This window comes from Pseudomonas sp. SWRI92 (genome assembly GCF_014268685.1).
GTDB lineage: Bacteria > Pseudomonadota > Gammaproteobacteria > Pseudomonadales > Pseudomonadaceae > Aquipseudomonas > Aquipseudomonas marvdashtae.
In genome coordinates, this window is sequence record NZ_JABWQY010000002.1 from 568,025 (window position 1) to 585,116 (window position 17,092).

The following is a 17,092-nucleotide window of genomic DNA, read 5'->3' on the forward strand; positions in this document are numbered from 1 at the left end:
CAATTTGAGGATGACAACAATGATTATTTACGGTGTGGCGTTTCTGGCTTTTTGTACCCTGGCGGGTATTTTCATCGGTGAGCTGCTGGGCAAACTGATAGGCGTTCCGGCCAACGTCGGCGGCGTCGGTATTGCGATGCTACTGTTGATTGGCTTGGGCAGTTACCTGAACAAGCGCGGCCTGTTCAAGGGCAAGTCCGAGGCCGGCGTGGAGTTTTGGAGCGCGATCTACATCCCCATCGTAGTTGCGATGGCCGCCCAGCAAAACGTCTACGGTGCGCTCAAGGGCGGGCCGATGGCGATCCTGGCCGGGACCTTGGCGGTGGTTATCGCTTTTGCGCTCGTTCCGGTGCTGGTGCGCATCGGCAACAAGACGCCTGAAGCCGATGTTTCCGCCAAGACCGTAGGGTGATCGCCATGTACGAATCGATGATGAAGGTGATTACCGGCTACGGCCTGATCAGTGGTTTTGCCATCGTCGGCATCACCATGTGGGTGTCGTACTGGATCAGCGACACGTTCACCAAGGGGCGGTTGCACGGCTCGGCCATTGCGATTCTGCTGGGGCTGGTGCTCTCGTACATTGGCGGTGCGATGACCGGTGGGCAGAAAGGCGTCGTGGACATCCCGCTGCTCTCCGGCATCGGTTTGCTCGGCGGTGCCATGCTGCGGGATTTTGCCATTGTCGCCACGGCATTTGGCGTCAGCGTCGATGAGCTCAAGCGTGCTGGTTTTGTTGGGGTGCTGGCATTGTTCGTTGGGGTCGGAACGTCGTTCATCGCCGGGGTCGGGGTCGCGATGGCCTTCGGGTATACCGACGTGGTGAGCCTGACGACGATTGGTGCCGGTGCCGTGACTTATATCGTCGGTCCGGTGACTGGCGCGGCGATTGGCGCCACCTCCGAGGTCATGGCGTTGTCGATTGCCGCGGGGTTGATCAAGGCGATTCTGGTGATGGTGGCGACACCGTTCGTGGCGCCCTATATCGGCCTCAATAATCCCCGCAGCGCAGTGATCTTCGGTGGATTGATGGGCACATCCAGCGGTGTGGCTGGCGGCCTTGCGGCGACCGATCCGAAGTTGGTGCCCTATGGCTGCCTGACGGCGGCGTTCTACACCGCGCTGGGCTGTTTGCTCGGGCCTTCGTTGTTGTTTCTGATCATGCGGGGATTGATGGGCTAAGGCTTGAGTGATCGTTCCCACGAACGTGGGAACGATCATGACAGGCTCGGTTTCAGGCCTGGCGGTTGGCGTACATCCGGCATTCAGCCAATAGCGCCAGCAAGTTTGGATCACGCTCCTTGGCCTTCAGGAAGACCACGCCGATGTGCTGCTGCAACCGGTACTTTTCCTGCAACGGGATCAGCTTCACCCGGTTCTCATACACCGCCGCAATCCTGCCTGGCAGGAGGGCGTAGCCCACCCCTGAGCTGACCATGCTCAGCAGGGTGAAAATGTCGTTGACCTGCATCGCCACCTTCGGCTCGAACCCCGCTTGCTTGAACACCCGGTTACCGTCCTGATGCGTGGCGAAGCCCTGGGTCAAGGTAATGAAGGTTTCGTTGCGCACTTCGGCGAGATCCACTTCCCTGCGTTGGGCAAACGGCGAGTCGGCTGGAGTGGCCAGGAAAATATCATCGGAAAACAGCGCGATCTGCTCGCAATCCGGATCGTTGACGCTGTCGTCCAGGGACACCAGGATCGCATCGACTTCCATGTTCTTGAGCTTGTACAACAGGTCGATGTTGGAGCCCATGATCAGGTCGATATTGAGTTCGCTGCGGCGGATCTTCAGGCCCATGATCAGTTGTGGCACGGTCTTGACCGTCAACGAATACAGCGAGCCCAGTTTGAAACGCTCGGCGGAAAACCCGGCCGCCTCGCGGGTCAGGCGCACGCTTTCGACCACGTCCTGGATCAGCTTCTGCGCGCGCTCTTCCAACACATAGGCGCTCTCCAGCGGCGTGAGGTTGCGGCCTTCGTGCTTGAACAGCGGGCAACGCAGGGCGCTCTCCAGCGAATGAATGGCCCGGTGCACGCTGACGTTGCTGGTCTGCAAATCCGCCGCGGCCCGCGCCAGGTTGCCGGTGCGCATGAAGGCCAGGAACACCTCGAGCTTTTTAAGGGTCAATTCTTCATCGATCAGCATGGGGCGGACTCTTATTCGAATGGCCTGATTGTGCCCCAATCGGTCTTGTTGCCGTTTAAAAAAGCAAACCATTGCACTTTGAAGCGCCAAGCCTGAGCCTTGGCGCCTGTTTCGGAATATGGGGTGGGATTGGATGTATCACGGGGAACGACTCAACGCCTGGACGCATTTGGTGGGGGCGGTCGCGGCGTTTATCGGCGCGGTGTGGTTGCTGGTGATTGCCGGGATGGCCGGCGATCCCTGGAAGATCGTCAGCGTGGCGATCTACGGGTTTACCTTGCTGGTGCTCTACAGCGCCTCGACGGTTTATCACAGCGTGCGTGGGCGCAAAAAAGAGATCATGCAAAAGGTCGATCATTTTTCGATCTATTTGTTGATTGCCGGCAGTTATACGCCGTTCTGCCTGGTGACCTTGCGGGGGCCGTGGGGCTGGACCTTGTTCGGGATCGTCTGGGGCCTAGCGGTGATTGGCATCTTGCAGGAGATCAAGCCACGTTCCGACGCGCGGATCCTGTCGATTGTCATCTACGCGGTCATGGGCTGGATCGTACTGGTTGCGGTCAAGCCGCTGCTGGCCGCCCTGGGCAGCACCGGATTCGCTTGGCTGGCCTCGGGCGGCGTGCTCTACACCGTCGGCATCATCTTCTTCGCCCTCGATCATCGCCTGCGCCATGCTCATGGTATCTGGCATCTGTTCGTCATCGCCGGCAGCCTGCTGCATTTCGTGGCGATCATGTTCTACGTGCTTTGAGCGCTCACAAACAGGCGATCGAGTTGCGCCTGGGCCTGGCGGGCGACAATCTCCAGCAACGCACCCAGGGTGTGTGCCGGCGCTTCATTGGCTCGGGTCACGGCATACAGGGAGATGGGCAGCGGCGGCGACAAGGGCCGTATCGCCGTGCGGGTGCTCGAAGCGCCCAGGGCGGTGAACGGATCGATTACGGCCAGCCCGGCCCCGGATTCGACCATGGCCCGCGCCAATGAGTAAGTCTGTACGGCGATGCTCACCCGGGGGGGCGGCTCCACCGACTTGAGATAACCGTCCAACCGGGCTGACAGCGGGTCGGTGCTGGACAGGCCGATCAACGGCGCGTCGGACAGCGCTTGCAGCGGCATCGGCGTGCCGACCGCCACGTCAGGCCAATGGCCGCTCGGTGCCAGGGCCACCAGCACGCCGCTGGCGAGGGGCTGGGCCTTGAGGCCCGGATGATCAGGCGCTTGCAGGGTCAGGGCGAGATCGATCTCGCGCATCAACAGGTTCTGCGTCAGTTCGCGGCTGTGGGCGCTGGACAACTCGCAGACGATGTCAGGGTAGCGCCGGGTCCACTGATGGATCGCCGCCGGCAGCAGCGACAAGGCCAGGGCCGGCGTGGCGCCGATCCGCAGGCTGTGGCCCGGCTCGCGGCGCAGGCTTTGGGCCAACCGCCGCACGCCTTGCAGGCTTTCGCTGACCTTGTCGACTTCGCGCTCCAGCTCCAGCGCTTCAGGCGTGGCCTGCAACTTGCCGCGCACGCGCAGGAACAGCGCAAACCCCAACTGCTGCTCGGCATGCTGCAACACCTTGGTCACCGCCGGCTGGGAAACGTGCAGCAACTGAGCGGCGCCGCTGATGGAGCCGGTCTGGCGAATCGCCTGGAAAATCTCGATATGACGAAGACGCATGGCGAGCCCATAACCTTTGTTTATAGGAGGCTCATCTTTATTCATTGTTCGAGGGCTGTCACCTGGTCCTAATCTCGGTCCATTCGAAACGGGTGTGAGATGGACATGGCTCAGCGGGTTTGCATCATCGGTGGCGGCGTGGTCGGGTTGGCGACGGCTTATGCGCTGGTTCGCGATGGCGTCGATGTCACCCTGGTAGAGGCGCGGGATGCGTTGGGCAGCGAAACCAGCTTCGCCAACGGCGGCCAGTTATCCTATCGCTACGTCACGCCACTGGCGGACGCTGGCGTGCCGTGGCAGGCGTTGGGCTGGTTGCTGCGCGGCGATTCGCCCCTCAAGTTGCGCCCGCGCCTGGACCCAGCCCAGTGGCGCTGGATGGCGGCGTTCATCGGCGCATGCCGGACCTCGGTCAACCGGCGCAACGGTGCGCATCTTTTGCGCCTGGCGCTGTTGAGCCAGGCGACCTTGCAGGCTTGGCGCGGGGACGACCGCCTTGACGGCTTCGCGTGGCGGCGCAACGGCAAGCTAGTGACGTTTCGCAATGCCGGCCATTTCGAACGCGCTCGGCAGCGACTGACCGACCACGTTCATCAACAAGTGCTGGGCGCGGTCGAATGCGCCAGCCTGGAGCCGGCGCTGGGCGACGTTCCGTTCGTGGGCGGAATCTACACGCCGGACGAGGAGGTCGCCGATTGCCATGGCTTCTGCCAGCAACTGGCGGCGCGGCTACGGGCTTCGGGGCGCTGCGAGTTTCTGTTGGGACGCCCGGTGACCGCTCTGCTGCATGCCAACGGCACGGTGCACGCCATCGACCTGGGCGAGCAGCGCCTGGACGTGGAGCACGTGGTGATCGCCGCCGGCCACCGCAGCGCCGCGCTGGCTTTGCCCGGGGTGCGGCTGCCGTTGTACCCGCTCAAGGGCTACAGCCTGACGGTGCCGATTGAGGCGCGGCACCGGGCGCCGGAGTTGAGCATCACCGACTATGACCGCAAGGTCGTCTACGCTCGCATCGGTGAACAACTGCGAGTGGCGGCGATGGTGGACATTGTCGGCTTCGACCCGGCGCCAGATCCCAAACGCCTGGCCCTGATCCGGCGCCAGGCCATTGAAACGTTTCCCCTGGCCGGCGATTACCAGCGCGCCGTGGAATGGACGGGCATGCGTCCCGCCACACCCAGCGGCGTACCGCTGATCGGCGCCACCGGTTACCGCAACCTGTGGCTCAACCTCGGCCATGGTGCCTTGGGATTTACCCTGGCCTGCGGCAGCGGTCGTTTGCTCAGTGAGCTGATCTGCCAGCAAAAACCTTCCATCGACTTGCAGGGCCTCACGCCCCGCGCCGCCTGACCCACCCACAACGGAGAACAACAAATGAAAAAAATCACGTTGATCGGCTGCACCCTGAGCGTGCTGCTCGGCGCCCAGGCTTTTGCCGATGAAGCGTCCCCGGCCGGCACGCTGGACAAAATCGCCAGCAGCAAAAGCATCACCCTGGGCTATCGCGATGCCTCGGTGCCGTTTTCCTATATCGCGGACAACAGCGGCAAACCAATGGGGTATTCGGTGGAACTGGCAGGCAAGATCGTCGAGCGCATCAAGCAGCAACTGGCGTTGCCGCAACTGAATGTGAAGTACAACCTGGTCACTTCACAGACACGCATCCCGCTGGTGCAGAACGGCACCGTGGACCTGGAGTGCGGCTCCACCGGCGTGACTGCCGAGCGGCAAAAGCAAGTGGCGTTTTCCTACGGTTTCATTTATGTGAAGGGCCAGTTGCTGACGGCCAAGGACAGCGGCATCCGCAGCTTTGCCGATCTGCGCGGCAAAAACGTCGTGACGACGGCAGGCACGACCAACGAACGCTTCCTCAAAAGCTACAACCAGGACAACAAGGTCGACATGTTCGTCATCAGCGCCAAGGACCACGGCGAAGCGTTCCAGATGCTGGAGACTGGCCGGGCGGCGGCATTCTACATGGACGATGCACTGCTCTACGGCGAGCGGGCCAAGGCGCGCGACCCGCACAAATGGGTGGTGGTCGGGGAAGAGCAATCGCGGGAGATCTACAGCTGCATGGTGCGCAAGGACGATCCGAAATTCCTCGCGCTGGTCAATGCGACCCTGGCTGACTTGTACCAGTCAGGGGAAATCAACGCTATCTACGATCGCTGGTTCCAGCAGCCAATTCCGCCCAAGGGCCTGAACCTTGAGTTCCCGATGACCAGCGAGTTGAAGGCGATCATTGCCAAACCGACCAGTGATCCGGTGAAGTAAACCGGTCATGCCGGGGACTATGCATGACGTCAGAAATCCCCCCACAACTGCTGCGCCACGGCCAGCGCCACCACCGGCGCGGTTTCGGTGCGCAGCACACGGGGACCGAGGCGGGCGGCATGGTAGCCGGCGGTCTTGGCTTGCTCGACTTCGGTATCCGACAAGCCGCCCTCGGGACCGATCAGAAACGCCAGGGTCGCTGGTTTGGCGTGGCTGACCAGCGGTTCGGCGACCGGGTGCAGCACCAGTTTCAGCTCGGCGTCGGTCTGCTTCAGCCAGTCGGCCAGCAGCAACGGCGGGTGGATGACCGGCACGGTGGAACGTCCGCATTGTTCGCACGCGCTGATCGCCACCTGACGCCAGTGCAGCAAACGTTTATCGGCGCGTTCATCCTTGAGGCGCACTTCGCAGCGCTCGGTGAAAATTGGCGTGATCTCGCTGACACCCAGTTCCGTGGCTTTCTGGATCGCCCAATCCATGCGCTCGCCGCGGGACAGGCCCTGGCCTAAGTGAATACGCAAGGGCGATTCAGCCTGACCGGCAAATTGCTCGTCGAGCTGCACGCGCACACGCTTCTTGCCGACTTCGGCCAAGGTGCCGCGAAACTCCTGGCCGGAGCCGTCGAACACTTGAACCGCATCACCCTCGGCCATGCGCAGCACACGGCCGATGTAATGGGCCTGGGCTTCGGGCAACTCATGGGCGCCGAGGCTCAGGGGCGTGTCGATGAAGAAGCGGGACAGTCTCATGTTTTGTTCTCTTGATCGTTCCCACGCTCTGCGTGGGAATGCCGCCATGGACGCTCTGCGTCCGCTATGGATGTGACGCGGAGCGTCACAGGATGCATTCCCACGCAGAGCGTGGGAACGAGAAGTTCAGGTGTCAGCCTGGATCACGATAACCCGGGTGGAAATCCTTCGGCACCGCCACGCTGACCTTGTCCCGCGTGGCGATGTCGATGCCTTCGCTGGCGACCTCGGCCAGGAAGTCGATCTGTTCCGGCGTGATCACATAAGGCGGCAGGAAATACACCACGCTGCCCAGCGGCCGCAGCAATGCACCGCGCTCCAAGGCATGCTGGAACACCGTCAGGCCGCGGCGCTCCTGCCACGGATAGGCGGTCTTGCTGGCCTTGTCCTTGACCATTTCGATCGCCAGCACCATCCCGGTCTGGCGCACTTCGGCCACGTTGGGATGGTCGGCCAGGTGCGCGGTGGCGCTGGCCATGCGTTGGGCCAGGGCCTTGTTGTTTTCGATCACGTTGTCTTCTTCGAAGATGTCCAGCGTCGCCAGGGCTGCCGCGCACGCCAGCGGATTGCCGGTGTAGCTGTGGGAATGCAGGAAGGCGCGCAGGGTCGGGTAATCGTCGTAGAAGGCGTTGTAGACGTCATCAGTGGTCACGCATGCCGCCAGCGGCAGGTAACCGCCGGTCAGGGCCTTCGACAGGCAGAGGAAATCCGGCGTGATGCCAGCCTGTTCGCAGGCAAACATTGTCCCGGTGCGGCCGAAGCCGACCGCGATTTCATCGTGGATCAGGTGCACGCCGTAGCGGTCGCAAGCTTCGCGCAACAGCTTCAAATACACCGGGTGGTACATGCGCATGCCGCCGGCGCCCTGGATCAGCGGTTCGACGATCACTGCCGCGACCGTGTCGTGGTGCTCGGCCAGGGTCTGTTCCATGGCGGCGAACATGTTGCGCGAATGCTCTTCCCAGCCCATGCCGTCGGGACGGTGGTAGCAGTCGGGGCTCGGCACTTTGATGGTGTCCAGCAGCAACGCCTTGTAGGTTTCGGTGAACAGCGGCACATCGCCCACCGACATCGCCGCGATGGTTTCGCCGTGGTAACTGTTGCTCAGGGTGACGAAGCGCTTTTTGTCCGGTCGGCCGCGATTGATCCAATAGTGAAAGCTCATCTTCATCGCCACTTCGATGCAGGACGAGCCGTTATCGGCGTAGAAGCACCGGGTCAAGCCTTTAGGCGTCATCTTTACCAGGCGTTCGGACAGCTCGATCACCGGTTGGTGGCTGAAGCCGGCGAGGATCACGTGCTCCAGCTGGTCGACCTGATCCTTGATGCGTTGGTTGATGCGCGGGTTGGCGTGACCGAACACGTTGACCCACCAAGAGCTCACCGCGTCGAGGTAACGCTTGCCTTCGAAGTCCTCCAGCCACACGCCTTCGCCGCGCTTGATAGGGATCAGCGGCAGCTGTTCGTGATCTTTCATCTGGGTGCAGGGGTGCCACAGCACCGCGAGATCGCGTTGCATCCACTGGTTATTCAGGCCCATGTACAGTCTCCTCGAGGCAGCTCGCGGCGGGCGCGGGCAAAACAATCGCGCAAGCCTATGCAATGGCGGCCTTGCGAACAACCCATTGTGTCGTTGCCGCTACTTTGGGCCAGGCGATAGACGCCGCTGGCGGCGCTTTGATGGCTGACGTATTCTTCGCCGTTCCCGGAGCCGACTGGCTCAAAAAATCGAAAATTCTTACGTCATTCCGGAGTTCGTTGAATGTCTGCTGGTTGGCTGCGCGCCTGTGCGCTGGTGATGATAGGGCTGTTCAGCGTTTCGGCGCTGGCCAAGGACAAGCAACCGACAGCGATTGTCATCGGAGGAGGGTTGGCCGGGCTGACGGCGGCCTACGAGCTGCAGAACAAAGGCTGGGCCGTGACGTTGCTGGAAGCCAAGCCGAGCCTGGGCGGTCGTTCTGGCATGGCCACCAGCGAGTGGATCGGCAACGAAAAAACCCAGCCGGTGCTGAACAAGTACGTCTCCACCTTCAAGCTGAGCACCACGCCGGCGCCGGAATTCGTGCGCACCCCCAGTTACCTGATAGACGGTACCTACTTCACTGCCGCCGACCTGGCGACCAAGCAGCCGGCCACCGCCGAAGCGCTCAAGCGCTACGAAACCACGGTGGACGAGTTGGCCCGCTCCATCGACGATCCGCTGAACCCGGCGGCCACCAATACATTGCACGCGCTCGACCAGATCACGGTGTCCAGTTGGCTCGACCGTCTGCAATTGCCCGCCACTGCGCGGCAACTGGTCAGTCAGGAAATTCGTACGCGCTACGACGAACCGTCGCGGCTGTCGTTGCTGTATTTCGCACAGCAGAACCGCGTCTATCGCGGCGTGTCCGACCGTGACCTGCGCGCTTCGCGCCTGCTCGGCGGCAGCCCGGTGTTGGCCCAGGCGTTCGTCAAACAACTGAAAGTCATCAAGACCAGCTCTCCCGTCTCGGCGATCTCCCAGGACAAGGACGGCGTCACCGTCAAGGTTGGCGCCGTTGGCTACCAGGCTGATTACGCCGTACTGGCCGTGCCACTGCGGGCGTTGAACAAAATCCAGCTGACCCCGGCCCTGGATGCCCAGCACCTGGGCGCGATCAAAGGCACCAACTACGGTTGGCGCGACCAGATCATGCTCAAGTTCAAGACCCCGGTCTGGGACAGCAAGGCACGCATGTCGGGCGAGATCTACAGCAACGCCGGCCTGGGCATGATGTGGATCGAACCGGCCATGAATGGCGGCGCCAACGTGGTCATCAACCTGTCCGGCGACAACGCCCGGGTGATGCAAGCCTTCGGCGACAAGCAGATGGTCGATCAGGTGCTGATCCGCCTGCACGCGTTTTATCCACAGGCCCGTGGCGCGTTTACCGGCTATGAAATCCGCCGCTACAGCACCGATCCTGCCATGGGCGGCGCGTATCTGGCGTTTGGTCCGGGACAGATCAGTAAGTACTGGCGCCTGTGGGAAAAACCTTTGCAACGTGTAGCCTTTGCTGGCGAACACACCGACGCGTTGTACCCAGGCACCTTGGAAGGCGCATTGCGCAGCGGCCAGCGCGCAGCCAGCCAAGTTGAAGACCTGGCGGCAGGCAAGTCGTTCGAACCAGCGAAAGTCGCCCCGGCCGCAGCAGCTGCCGCCGGAGCGGTGGCGGCGAAGAAAGGCAACTTCTTCAGCAACCTGTTCGGTGGCTCGGATGACGACAAGAAGCCGGAACCGGCCAAGGCCCCCGAGCCGGTAGCACCGCCTCCAGCGCCTGCACCGACACCCGTCCCAGCGCCTGCCCCGGTAGCGCCACCCGCGCCTGCCCCGGTGAAAGTCGAACCCGCCAAGAAAGCCACGGCCAAGCCGGCGGCGAAAAAACCCGCGGCCAAGACCCCAGCCAAAAAGCCCCCCGCCAAGGCCCCGGTAAAAAAGGCCGAGCCGGTGAAGAAGCCCGTCGCCAAGCCGGCGACGACTACTGAGACCAAGGCTCAGTAACGTTCAGGTGTAAAGAACGCGGCCCAAGTGCCGCGTTTTTTTATCCTGCATCAAGCGTACCGGCGCCCCTTGATAAGCGCGACGTCCTACACGCCTCGGCGATATATCGGAAACTTCCCACTCTTTAACCGGAAGCAGGCGATAGAGCGCGCCAAGCCATGAGTCTAGGCTCTCCTAAACACAGGAGCGCGCGTATGAAAATACTCATAGCAATGGTCGTATTGGTTTCGATGTATGGGTGTGTGTATGGCGAATGTCGGGATCCCCTGATGATTCCGATGATTCCAGAACGGGACCCCTAGTTGGCGTACAAATGCATCTTCGATCCATATAGGCCTGAGTGTTCGGTAAGCTAATAATTCACAATTTTCACCTCGTAAAAGCTGGAGTTAATATGAAGTTCATAGCGGCTTTAATGCTATTGGCAGTATTCGGTGTCAGTGGTTGCACTGCTGATGGCCGTATGGTGCTGAAAAAGCACGATCCTCAATTAATTTATAGATGCGACATGGATCCTTACAGGCCTGAGTGCGTCAATAAGTGACTCTAGAGAGGCGGCAGTGAAAACGACCAAGTTTTAATTTTAAAGCCCTCAAATAAAATTTTTACCCGCTTTGGCTTGGACATACGTCCCGGGACGAAGCCATAGCGGGCCCAGCAAAGATTGCCTGTTCGCATGTCAAAAATGACCAGGTTTCCATCGTCCTGCATGACCATATAGGTGTTGAACCAAAGAGATTTGTCTCTGCTGTGGGTGCTTTCGGCGATCCACAATCGCCGTCTGGACGGATCATAAAGAAAGCCGCTGTTGCTGACGACGAATTGCAGAGGCTCACGCATTCTTCTTGGATACAACGTGACACTGTAAGGTTGTTTATCACCAGCGGTCCAGATAATTGCCTCGCGGTCCTTGATTACCAAGTTTCCATCGGCTTGTAAGATCAATCGGAACCGTCCATTGCCGGATTTTAGGTATTGCCCCGGGGACATCGTTTGATTAGGAGGTAGTTGCGGCGAGCCGCTAGCTTTGAAAGGGGTATAACGAACAGCCATTTTGTTCACCTTGTTCAATGAGTTGTTGAGGGCTCATTTGAGCAAGGGTAAAAGCGGAAATGGCGATACATATATATTGCATGGAAAAAATACTTGAGCGGCGGTGATGGCCCCCGCGCGGTCCGCTATGGTGGCGAGCCTGGTGGCGAAAGGTTCATGCAGACACCCAACGGCTGCCTGTATCCTCGTCATTAGCCACCGTTTCTCCTTTAATCTTTCCTTAACCCACCCCCTCCAGACTGATGATCGTATTTCTCGATATTTCAAAGCAAAAATTTCCGCTTTAAATCGATAGATAACTCGCTAGTCTTGGTCACGGTTTTTACAGGATATGAGCAATGCAGCTACGCAACTCTTCTTCCCGCTATGGCTGGGTCAGCATCGTTTCGCACTGGGCCGTAGCGCTGGCGGTGTACGGGCTGTTCGCGCTGGGCCTGTGGATGGTCGGGCTGGATTACTACAGCACCTGGCGTAAAGACGCGCCGGAGCTGCACAAGAGCATTGGCCTGGTGCTGCTGGCGGTCATGGTGCTGCGGGTGATCTGGCGCTTTGTCAGCCCACCGCCACCGACCCTGGAAACCTATGGCCGTCTTACCCGCGTCGGCGCCAAGATCGGTCATAGTGCCCTGTATCTCGGGCTGTTCGCCGTGATGATCGCCGGTTACCTGATTTCCACCGCAGACGGTGTCGGGATCTCGGTGTTTGGTTTGTTTGAAGTACCCGCGCTGGTGTCCGGACTGCCCGATCAGGCAGACGTCGCCGGCCAGATCCACTTTTACCTGGCGTGGGCGCTGGTAATTTTTTCCGGGCTCCATGCGTTGGCAGCATTGAAGCACCACTTTATCGACCGTGACGCGACCCTCAAGCGCATGCTGGGGCGCCAAGCCTGATGTTCAACCTCGACTCCAAAGGAATAGAAAGCATGTTGAAAAAGACGCTCGCCGCTCTGGCAATCGGTTCTGCCCTGCTGTCCGCCGGCCAGGCCATGGCCGCAGACTACGTGGTTGACAAGGAAGGCCAGCACGCCTTCGTCGACTTCAAGATCAGCCACCTGGGCTATAGCTACATCACCGGTACCTTCAAGGACATCGATGGCAAGTTCAGCTTCGACGCTGCCAAGCCCGAAGCCAGCAAAATCGAGTTCAACGTCAACACCGCCAGCGTGTTCACCAACCACGCCGAGCGTGACAAGCACATCGCCAGCGCTGACTTCCTGAACGCCAGCAAATTCGGCAAGGCCACGTTCGTTTCCACCAGCGTCAAGTCCACCGGCGCAAACACCGCCGATGTGACCGGTGACCTGACCTTGCTGGGCGTGACCAAGCCGGTCGTGGTCAAGGCAACCTTCCTGGGTGAAGGCAAGGATCCATGGGGTGGCTACCGTGCCGGCTTCGAAGGCACCACCACAATCAAGCGTTCTGACTTTGGCAAGCAGAAAGACCTGGGGCCGAAATCCGACGTGGTCGAGCTGTACGTTTCGTTTGAAGGCGTCCAAGCGAAGTAACGTTCGCGCCTGACAAAAAAACGCCCCTGGTCTTGCGACCAGGGGCGTTTTTGTAAGCGTCGGAAACTCAGCGATTGCGCGTCAGCAATGCCGGCTTCTCACCGCGTGGACGGCTTGGCAGTTCATCCAGCTGCTCAGGCGTCGGGAAACGATCGACCTTCGATTCCTTGTGCATGATTTTCGGCTGGCTGCCACGCGGGTTCTGCACGGCGGGTTCCTGACGAGGCTGGTCGTCATCACGGGCCGGGCGGCGTGGACGAGAGTCTTCGCGACGGGCCTGGCCGTCACGCGGAGCGCCGTTGCGCGGGCCGCTGCGCTTGGCCGGCGGAGTGCCGGTGGACGAGCCGTTGCTGTTGCGTGGACCGTTCTGGCGACCTTGTGGCTGGCCATTGCGAGGTGCGCCCGCAGCCGCGCCTGGTGCCGGTGCGCCTGGACGACGACCGCGACCCTGGGCCGGTTTCTGCTGGGGCACGTAGTCGACACGGTTGCCAAAGTTATCGACATCATCGTCGAGGAACTCGTCCGGGGCACGATCGGCTGCGGCGCGCGGTGCTGGGCGCTGCTGCTCACGGGCTGGCGTACCTTCACGGGGCTTCTGCTCGCGGGCCGGACGTTCGCCGCGACCGCTGGTGGCCGCCTTTTCCTTGCCCTTGTCCTTGCCTTTGTCTTTACGACCGCCGCCACCGCCGCCGCCATTCGGACCGTCGCCGCGTGGGCCGCGCGGGTTGCGCGGGTTGCGAACATCCGGACGCTCGCGCACTTCAGGCTTTTCAGCCTCGATGGTGCTGGAATCGAAGCCCATCAGGTCGCCGTCGGCGATCTTCTGCTTGGTCATGCGCTCGATGCTCTTGAGCAGCTTCTCTTCGTCCGGCGCGACCAGCGAGATCGCCTCGCCCGAACGACCGGCCCGGCCCGTGCGGCCGATACGGTGCACGTAGTCTTCATCGACGTTCGGCAATTCGAAGTTGACCACATGCGGCAACTGGTCGATGTCGAGGCCGCGAGCGGCGATGTCGGTAGCAACCAGGATGCGCACTTCGCCGGCCTTGAAGTCGGCCAGGGCCTTGGTGCGGGCGTTCTGGCTCTTGTTGCCATGGATCGCCACAGCCGGCAGGCCATGCTTGTCCAGGTATTCGGCGAGGCGGTTGGCGCCATGCTTGGTGCGAGTGAACACCAGGACCTGTTCCCAGGCGCCGGTGGTGATCAGGTGCGCCAGCAGGGCACGCTTATGGCTGGCCGGCAGGCGGAAGACGCGTTGCTCGATGCGCTCGACCGTGGTGTTCGGCGGCGTGACTTCGATGCGCTCCGGGTTGTGCAGGAGCTTGCCTGCGAGGTCGGTGATGTCCTTGGAGAACGTCGCCGAGAACAGCAGGTTCTGGCGCTTGGCCGGCAGGCGGGCCAGCACTTTCTTCACGTCATGGACGAAACCCATGTCGAGCATGCGGTCGGCTTCGTCCAGCACGAGGATTTCCACGTGGGACAGATCGACGCTGCCCTGGCCAGCCAGGTCCAGCAGGCGACCGGGGCAGGCCACCAGCACATCGACGCCACGCGCCATGGCCTGGACCTGCGGGTTCATGCCGACGCCGCCGAAAATGCAGGCACTGACGAATTTCAGGTCGCGAGCATAGACCTTGAAACTCTCGTGTACCTGGGCCGCCAGTTCGCGGGTAGGGGTCAGGACCAGTACGCGCGGTTGGCGCGGGCCGTGACGCTGGGATTTGTCTGGGTGACCGTTGGGAAACAACCGCTCCAGGATCGGAAGGGCGAAACCGCCGGTCTTGCCAGTACCTGTCTGCGCGGCGACCATCAGATCGCGACCTTGCAACACGGCGGGGATAGCCCGCTGTTGCACCGGGGTAGGCTGGGTGTAGCCGGCGGCTTCGATGGCGCCGACTAAAGCCTCGGAGAGACCGAGGGAAGCAAAGGACATGAGTAATCCTGTTTTTAGTGAGGGCCTGGCCCAAAGGGATAGTCTTGCCTGGCGCGAATGGGGTCAATCGAAGACCACATCCCGTCCGGTCCCGCCGGGTCTGGAAGACGGATCCGGACAGGGCTCGCGCGGGCTGGAAGCTGCGCTGTAGCGGTGTCGGGATGCCTTTTGCAAGACCGGGCGTCCGGGCGTGAGCCTGGCGGGAACGCCGGAGTATAACAGAGCAATCGCCGTGCGCCGCTTTCCTGCTGCTCAACGGTGTATTTCAGCGTGGCACCGTGTCGGGCTGCGCCGTCCTGGCCGCTGGGCCGGCGCCATAGCGGGCGCTCAGTTCGGCATAGGCGGGCTCATGCTTGAAACGCTTGAGTTCTGCGCCGAAGCGTTGCACCAGCAGATCCATGCCGGCGCCGCGCCGCACCGCCAGATATTGGCTTTGGCGGCTCACGACCGTTGGACTTTCGGTAATCTGGTCGCCCAGTTGCAGCGCCTTGAGCACATGCCGGCCGACCCGGCGATCGGTGATGAGCAAGTCAATCCGGCCCAGTTGCAACTTGCCGAAGTTGGCTTCGTGGGTGGGCGCCGCTTCTTGTTTGAATCGGGTCGATTCCCTGAACGCCTGGCTGTACAGATAACCGGGGGAGGTGCCGACGGTCAGCCCGTCCAGGTCCTCGAGGCTACGAAACGGATGGGGCCTTGCGTTGGCGTAGAACATGACGAACTCCACATCCGACAGCGGTTCGCTGGGGTAGAGCAGCAAGGCATCGCGCTCGTCGCTGCGGAAGATGTCCAGCGCGCCGTCCGCCAGCCCTTGTTCCAACATCGCCAGGCAACGTTTCCAGGGCAGCAGTTGCCATTCCACGTCGATGCCCAGGCGCTTGAAGACGATGGCCGTGGTTTCATAGTCCAGGCCCAGGGTCTTGCCATTTTCTTCATAGACATAGGGCGCCCAGGGTTCGGTGACAATGCGCAACTTCTCGGCCTGGGCGGCGACGCTCAGGCACAAGAGAAGGAGGGCTGTCAGTAACTGGACGACTACGGGCATGGCCGGAGGTTACGACGAGAGCTCATCAAATAGCTAGAGCGCTCTGGCGCGTGGCTTCGTGCCCGGCATCGGTCATGCAGGGCACTAATTGCCTTTTGTCTGCATCAAGTGTCGATAGATGGCTTCGCGGCGCTCGCCCAGCACGCATCGTATGAGGGGATGGCTGAGCCACTGTTTGAGCTCATGATCCTGCAAGGGTTTTTTCAGTCGATGTTCGACGTTCTCCAGCGCCTTTTCCCACCAGACCGGGCCGCAGGCCCGATCGAAGGGGTTCGGGTGAGGGTAGCAGCCATACAGGATTTCACGCATGAACTGGCGTTTATGGCCCGGTAACGCCACGGTAATGACTTTGTACGCCAAGCGTTGAAGGGTAGGCGGACGGGGCAGGACGGCGGTGACTTGCCGTGTTTCATCCAGCGCATACTGGCAAACCGGCGCTGCGCGATGTTTGTCGTACCAGGCTTTGGTCTTGGCACGGAACAGCTGTTTGCGGCTCCAGTAGTGGTGGATCAGGTCCGGACATTCACTGACCTGGACCTTGCGATAGGCCGCCACCGACAGGCAGAACTCTTCCAGGGTGTAAGCCCCGTTCGCGAGCACATAAAACTCATCCATCAGGGCGATCGATTGGTCCAGGATTGCCGCATCGGCTGCGTAGAGACCGATCACACCCGAGTTCAGCAAAGGCATGGCATCGTCGGCCAGTTGCCGCTGTTGCAGGGGCTTGGCGAGCGTCAGGTACAGTCCAGCATCCTTGTTGGCGCCATAGTTCAAGCCGAAGGCGTTGCACAGCAGCGTACCTGGCTTGATCCGTTGGAAGAGAGCCAGGGGCGAGCAATGGAAAAAGGTGTCCGTGTCGATCAGCAGTGCCAGTTCATGCTCTTCGAGTACCTTCTGCAGGACGACGTGCTTGGCTCGGAAGTGATAGCCGTGCGGGGCGATCCAGCCTTGACGCGTTTCGTTGTCCAGAGGGCGCAGCCGAACCGGCAAGCCGTCGTAGGGCGCGGGATTGTCAGTGAACACCTGGATGTCCAGCGCTTCACCTGGGGTCTCGCGCAGACCCGCCAGAGCGCTGGCGATGCTGAATACCGCTTCCTGGTGATAAGTCTCGGCCCCGTAGACCAGATAAATGAGTTGTGGGGTCGTTGACCTGTGGCCATTAGGCATCTAACGCAATCCTCCAGATGTTTGTGTAAAAAAAAG

Annotated in this window: 15 protein-coding genes and 1 pseudogene; 8 read left to right on the forward strand and 8 right to left on the reverse strand. The window is 61.1% G+C overall.

Annotation, left to right across the window (positions count from 1 at the left end; translation table 11 throughout):
• Positions 1-19 precede the first annotated feature (19 nt).
• A complete protein-coding gene (madL, locus tag HU762_RS05960) occupies positions 20-412 on the forward strand; it encodes a malonate transporter subunit MadL (protein WP_186612042.1) in 393 nt (130 codons plus the stop codon).
• 5 nt (positions 413-417) lie between these two features.
• Complete coding sequence (madM, locus tag HU762_RS05965) at positions 418-1,182, forward strand: malonate transporter subunit MadM (protein ID WP_186634132.1); 765 nt, start codon at positions 418-420, stop codon at positions 1,180-1,182.
• A 52-nt stretch (positions 1,183-1,234) separates the two neighbouring features.
• On the opposite strand, the gene HU762_RS05970 is transcribed toward madM, so the two are convergent.
• Positions 1,235-2,149, reverse strand: a complete 915-nt coding sequence (locus HU762_RS05970; protein ID WP_186634135.1) for a LysR substrate-binding domain-containing protein — start codon at positions 2,147-2,149, stop codon at positions 1,235-1,237.
• A 133-nt stretch (positions 2,150-2,282) separates the two neighbouring features.
• Here HU762_RS05970 and HU762_RS05975 point away from each other — a divergent pair, with 133 nt between their 5' ends.
• On the forward strand, positions 2,283-2,900 hold the full coding sequence (locus tag HU762_RS05975; RefSeq protein ID WP_186634137.1) for a hemolysin III family protein: 618 nt from the start codon (positions 2,283-2,285) through the stop codon (positions 2,898-2,900).
• On the opposite strand, the gene HU762_RS05980 is transcribed toward HU762_RS05975, so the two are convergent.
• Positions 2,888-3,811 (reverse strand): LysR substrate-binding domain-containing protein, encoded by a 924-nt coding sequence (locus tag HU762_RS05980; RefSeq protein WP_186634140.1) that lies wholly within the window; start codon positions 3,809-3,811, stop codon positions 2,888-2,890. The genes HU762_RS05975 and HU762_RS05980 overlap by 13 nt on opposite strands.
• Before the next feature lie 105 nt (positions 3,812-3,916).
• On the opposite strand from HU762_RS05980, the gene HU762_RS05985 reads away from it, so the two are divergent.
• Positions 3,917-5,158, forward strand: coding sequence for a D-amino acid dehydrogenase (locus HU762_RS05985; protein WP_186634143.1), 1,242 nt, complete (start codon positions 3,917-3,919; stop codon positions 5,156-5,158).
• A gap of 24 nt (positions 5,159-5,182) precedes the next feature.
• On the forward strand, positions 5,183-6,085 hold the full coding sequence (locus tag HU762_RS05990; protein WP_186634146.1) for a transporter substrate-binding domain-containing protein: 903 nt from the start codon (positions 5,183-5,185) through the stop codon (positions 6,083-6,085).
• Positions 6,086-6,114: 29 nt separating this feature from the next.
• Here the strand turns inward: HU762_RS05990 and HU762_RS05995 are convergent, their stop codons facing one another.
• Together HU762_RS05995 and HU762_RS06000 are read right to left on the reverse strand one after the other, a co-directional pair.
• Positions 6,115-6,834: a 16S rRNA (uracil(1498)-N(3))-methyltransferase gene (locus HU762_RS05995; protein WP_186634149.1), complete on the reverse strand. Its 720-nt coding sequence runs from the start codon at positions 6,832-6,834 to the stop codon at positions 6,115-6,117.
• Between the two features lie 133 nt (positions 6,835-6,967).
• Positions 6,968-8,374, reverse strand: coding sequence for an adenosylmethionine--8-amino-7-oxononanoate transaminase (locus HU762_RS06000; protein ID WP_186634151.1), 1,407 nt, complete (start codon positions 8,372-8,374; stop codon positions 6,968-6,970).
• A 222-nt stretch (positions 8,375-8,596) separates the two neighbouring features.
• Between HU762_RS06000 and HU762_RS06005 the strand changes: the two genes are divergently transcribed.
• Positions 8,597-10,357 (forward strand): flavin monoamine oxidase family protein, encoded by a 1,761-nt coding sequence (locus HU762_RS06005; protein ID WP_186634154.1) that lies wholly within the window; start codon positions 8,597-8,599, stop codon positions 10,355-10,357.
• A gap of 546 nt (positions 10,358-10,903) precedes the next feature.
• Here the strand turns inward: HU762_RS06005 and HU762_RS06010 are convergent.
• Positions 10,904-11,410, reverse strand: coding sequence for a hypothetical protein (locus tag HU762_RS06010; protein ID WP_186634157.1), 507 nt, complete (start codon positions 11,408-11,410; stop codon positions 10,904-10,906).
• A 338-nt stretch (positions 11,411-11,748) separates the two neighbouring features.
• Between HU762_RS06010 and HU762_RS06015 the strand changes: the two genes are divergently transcribed.
• Entirely contained in the window at positions 11,749-12,300 is a 552-nt protein-coding gene (locus tag HU762_RS06015) for a cytochrome b (RefSeq protein ID WP_186634160.1), read from the forward strand.
• A 32-nt stretch (positions 12,301-12,332) separates the two neighbouring features.
• A complete protein-coding gene (locus tag HU762_RS06020) occupies positions 12,333-12,914 on the forward strand; it encodes a YceI family protein (protein WP_186634163.1) in 582 nt (193 codons plus the stop codon).
• A gap of 67 nt (positions 12,915-12,981) precedes the next feature.
• On the opposite strand, the gene HU762_RS06025 is transcribed toward HU762_RS06020, so the two are convergent.
• The 3 genes and pseudogenes from HU762_RS06025 to HU762_RS06035 form a co-directional block, all read right to left on the reverse strand.
• Positions 12,982-14,847: a DEAD/DEAH box helicase gene (locus tag HU762_RS06025; protein ID WP_186634166.1), complete on the reverse strand. Its 1,866-nt coding sequence runs from the start codon at positions 14,845-14,847 to the stop codon at positions 12,982-12,984.
• Between the two features lie 230 nt (positions 14,848-15,077).
• Positions 15,078-15,889: pseudogene (locus HU762_RS06030) on the reverse strand (transporter substrate-binding domain-containing protein); the annotation flags it as partial.
• An 84-nt stretch (positions 15,890-15,973) separates the two neighbouring features.
• Complete coding sequence (locus tag HU762_RS06035) at positions 15,974-17,056, reverse strand: hypothetical protein (protein WP_186634173.1); 1,083 nt, start codon at positions 17,054-17,056, stop codon at positions 15,974-15,976.
• Between the last annotated feature and the right edge of the window lie 36 nt (positions 17,057-17,092).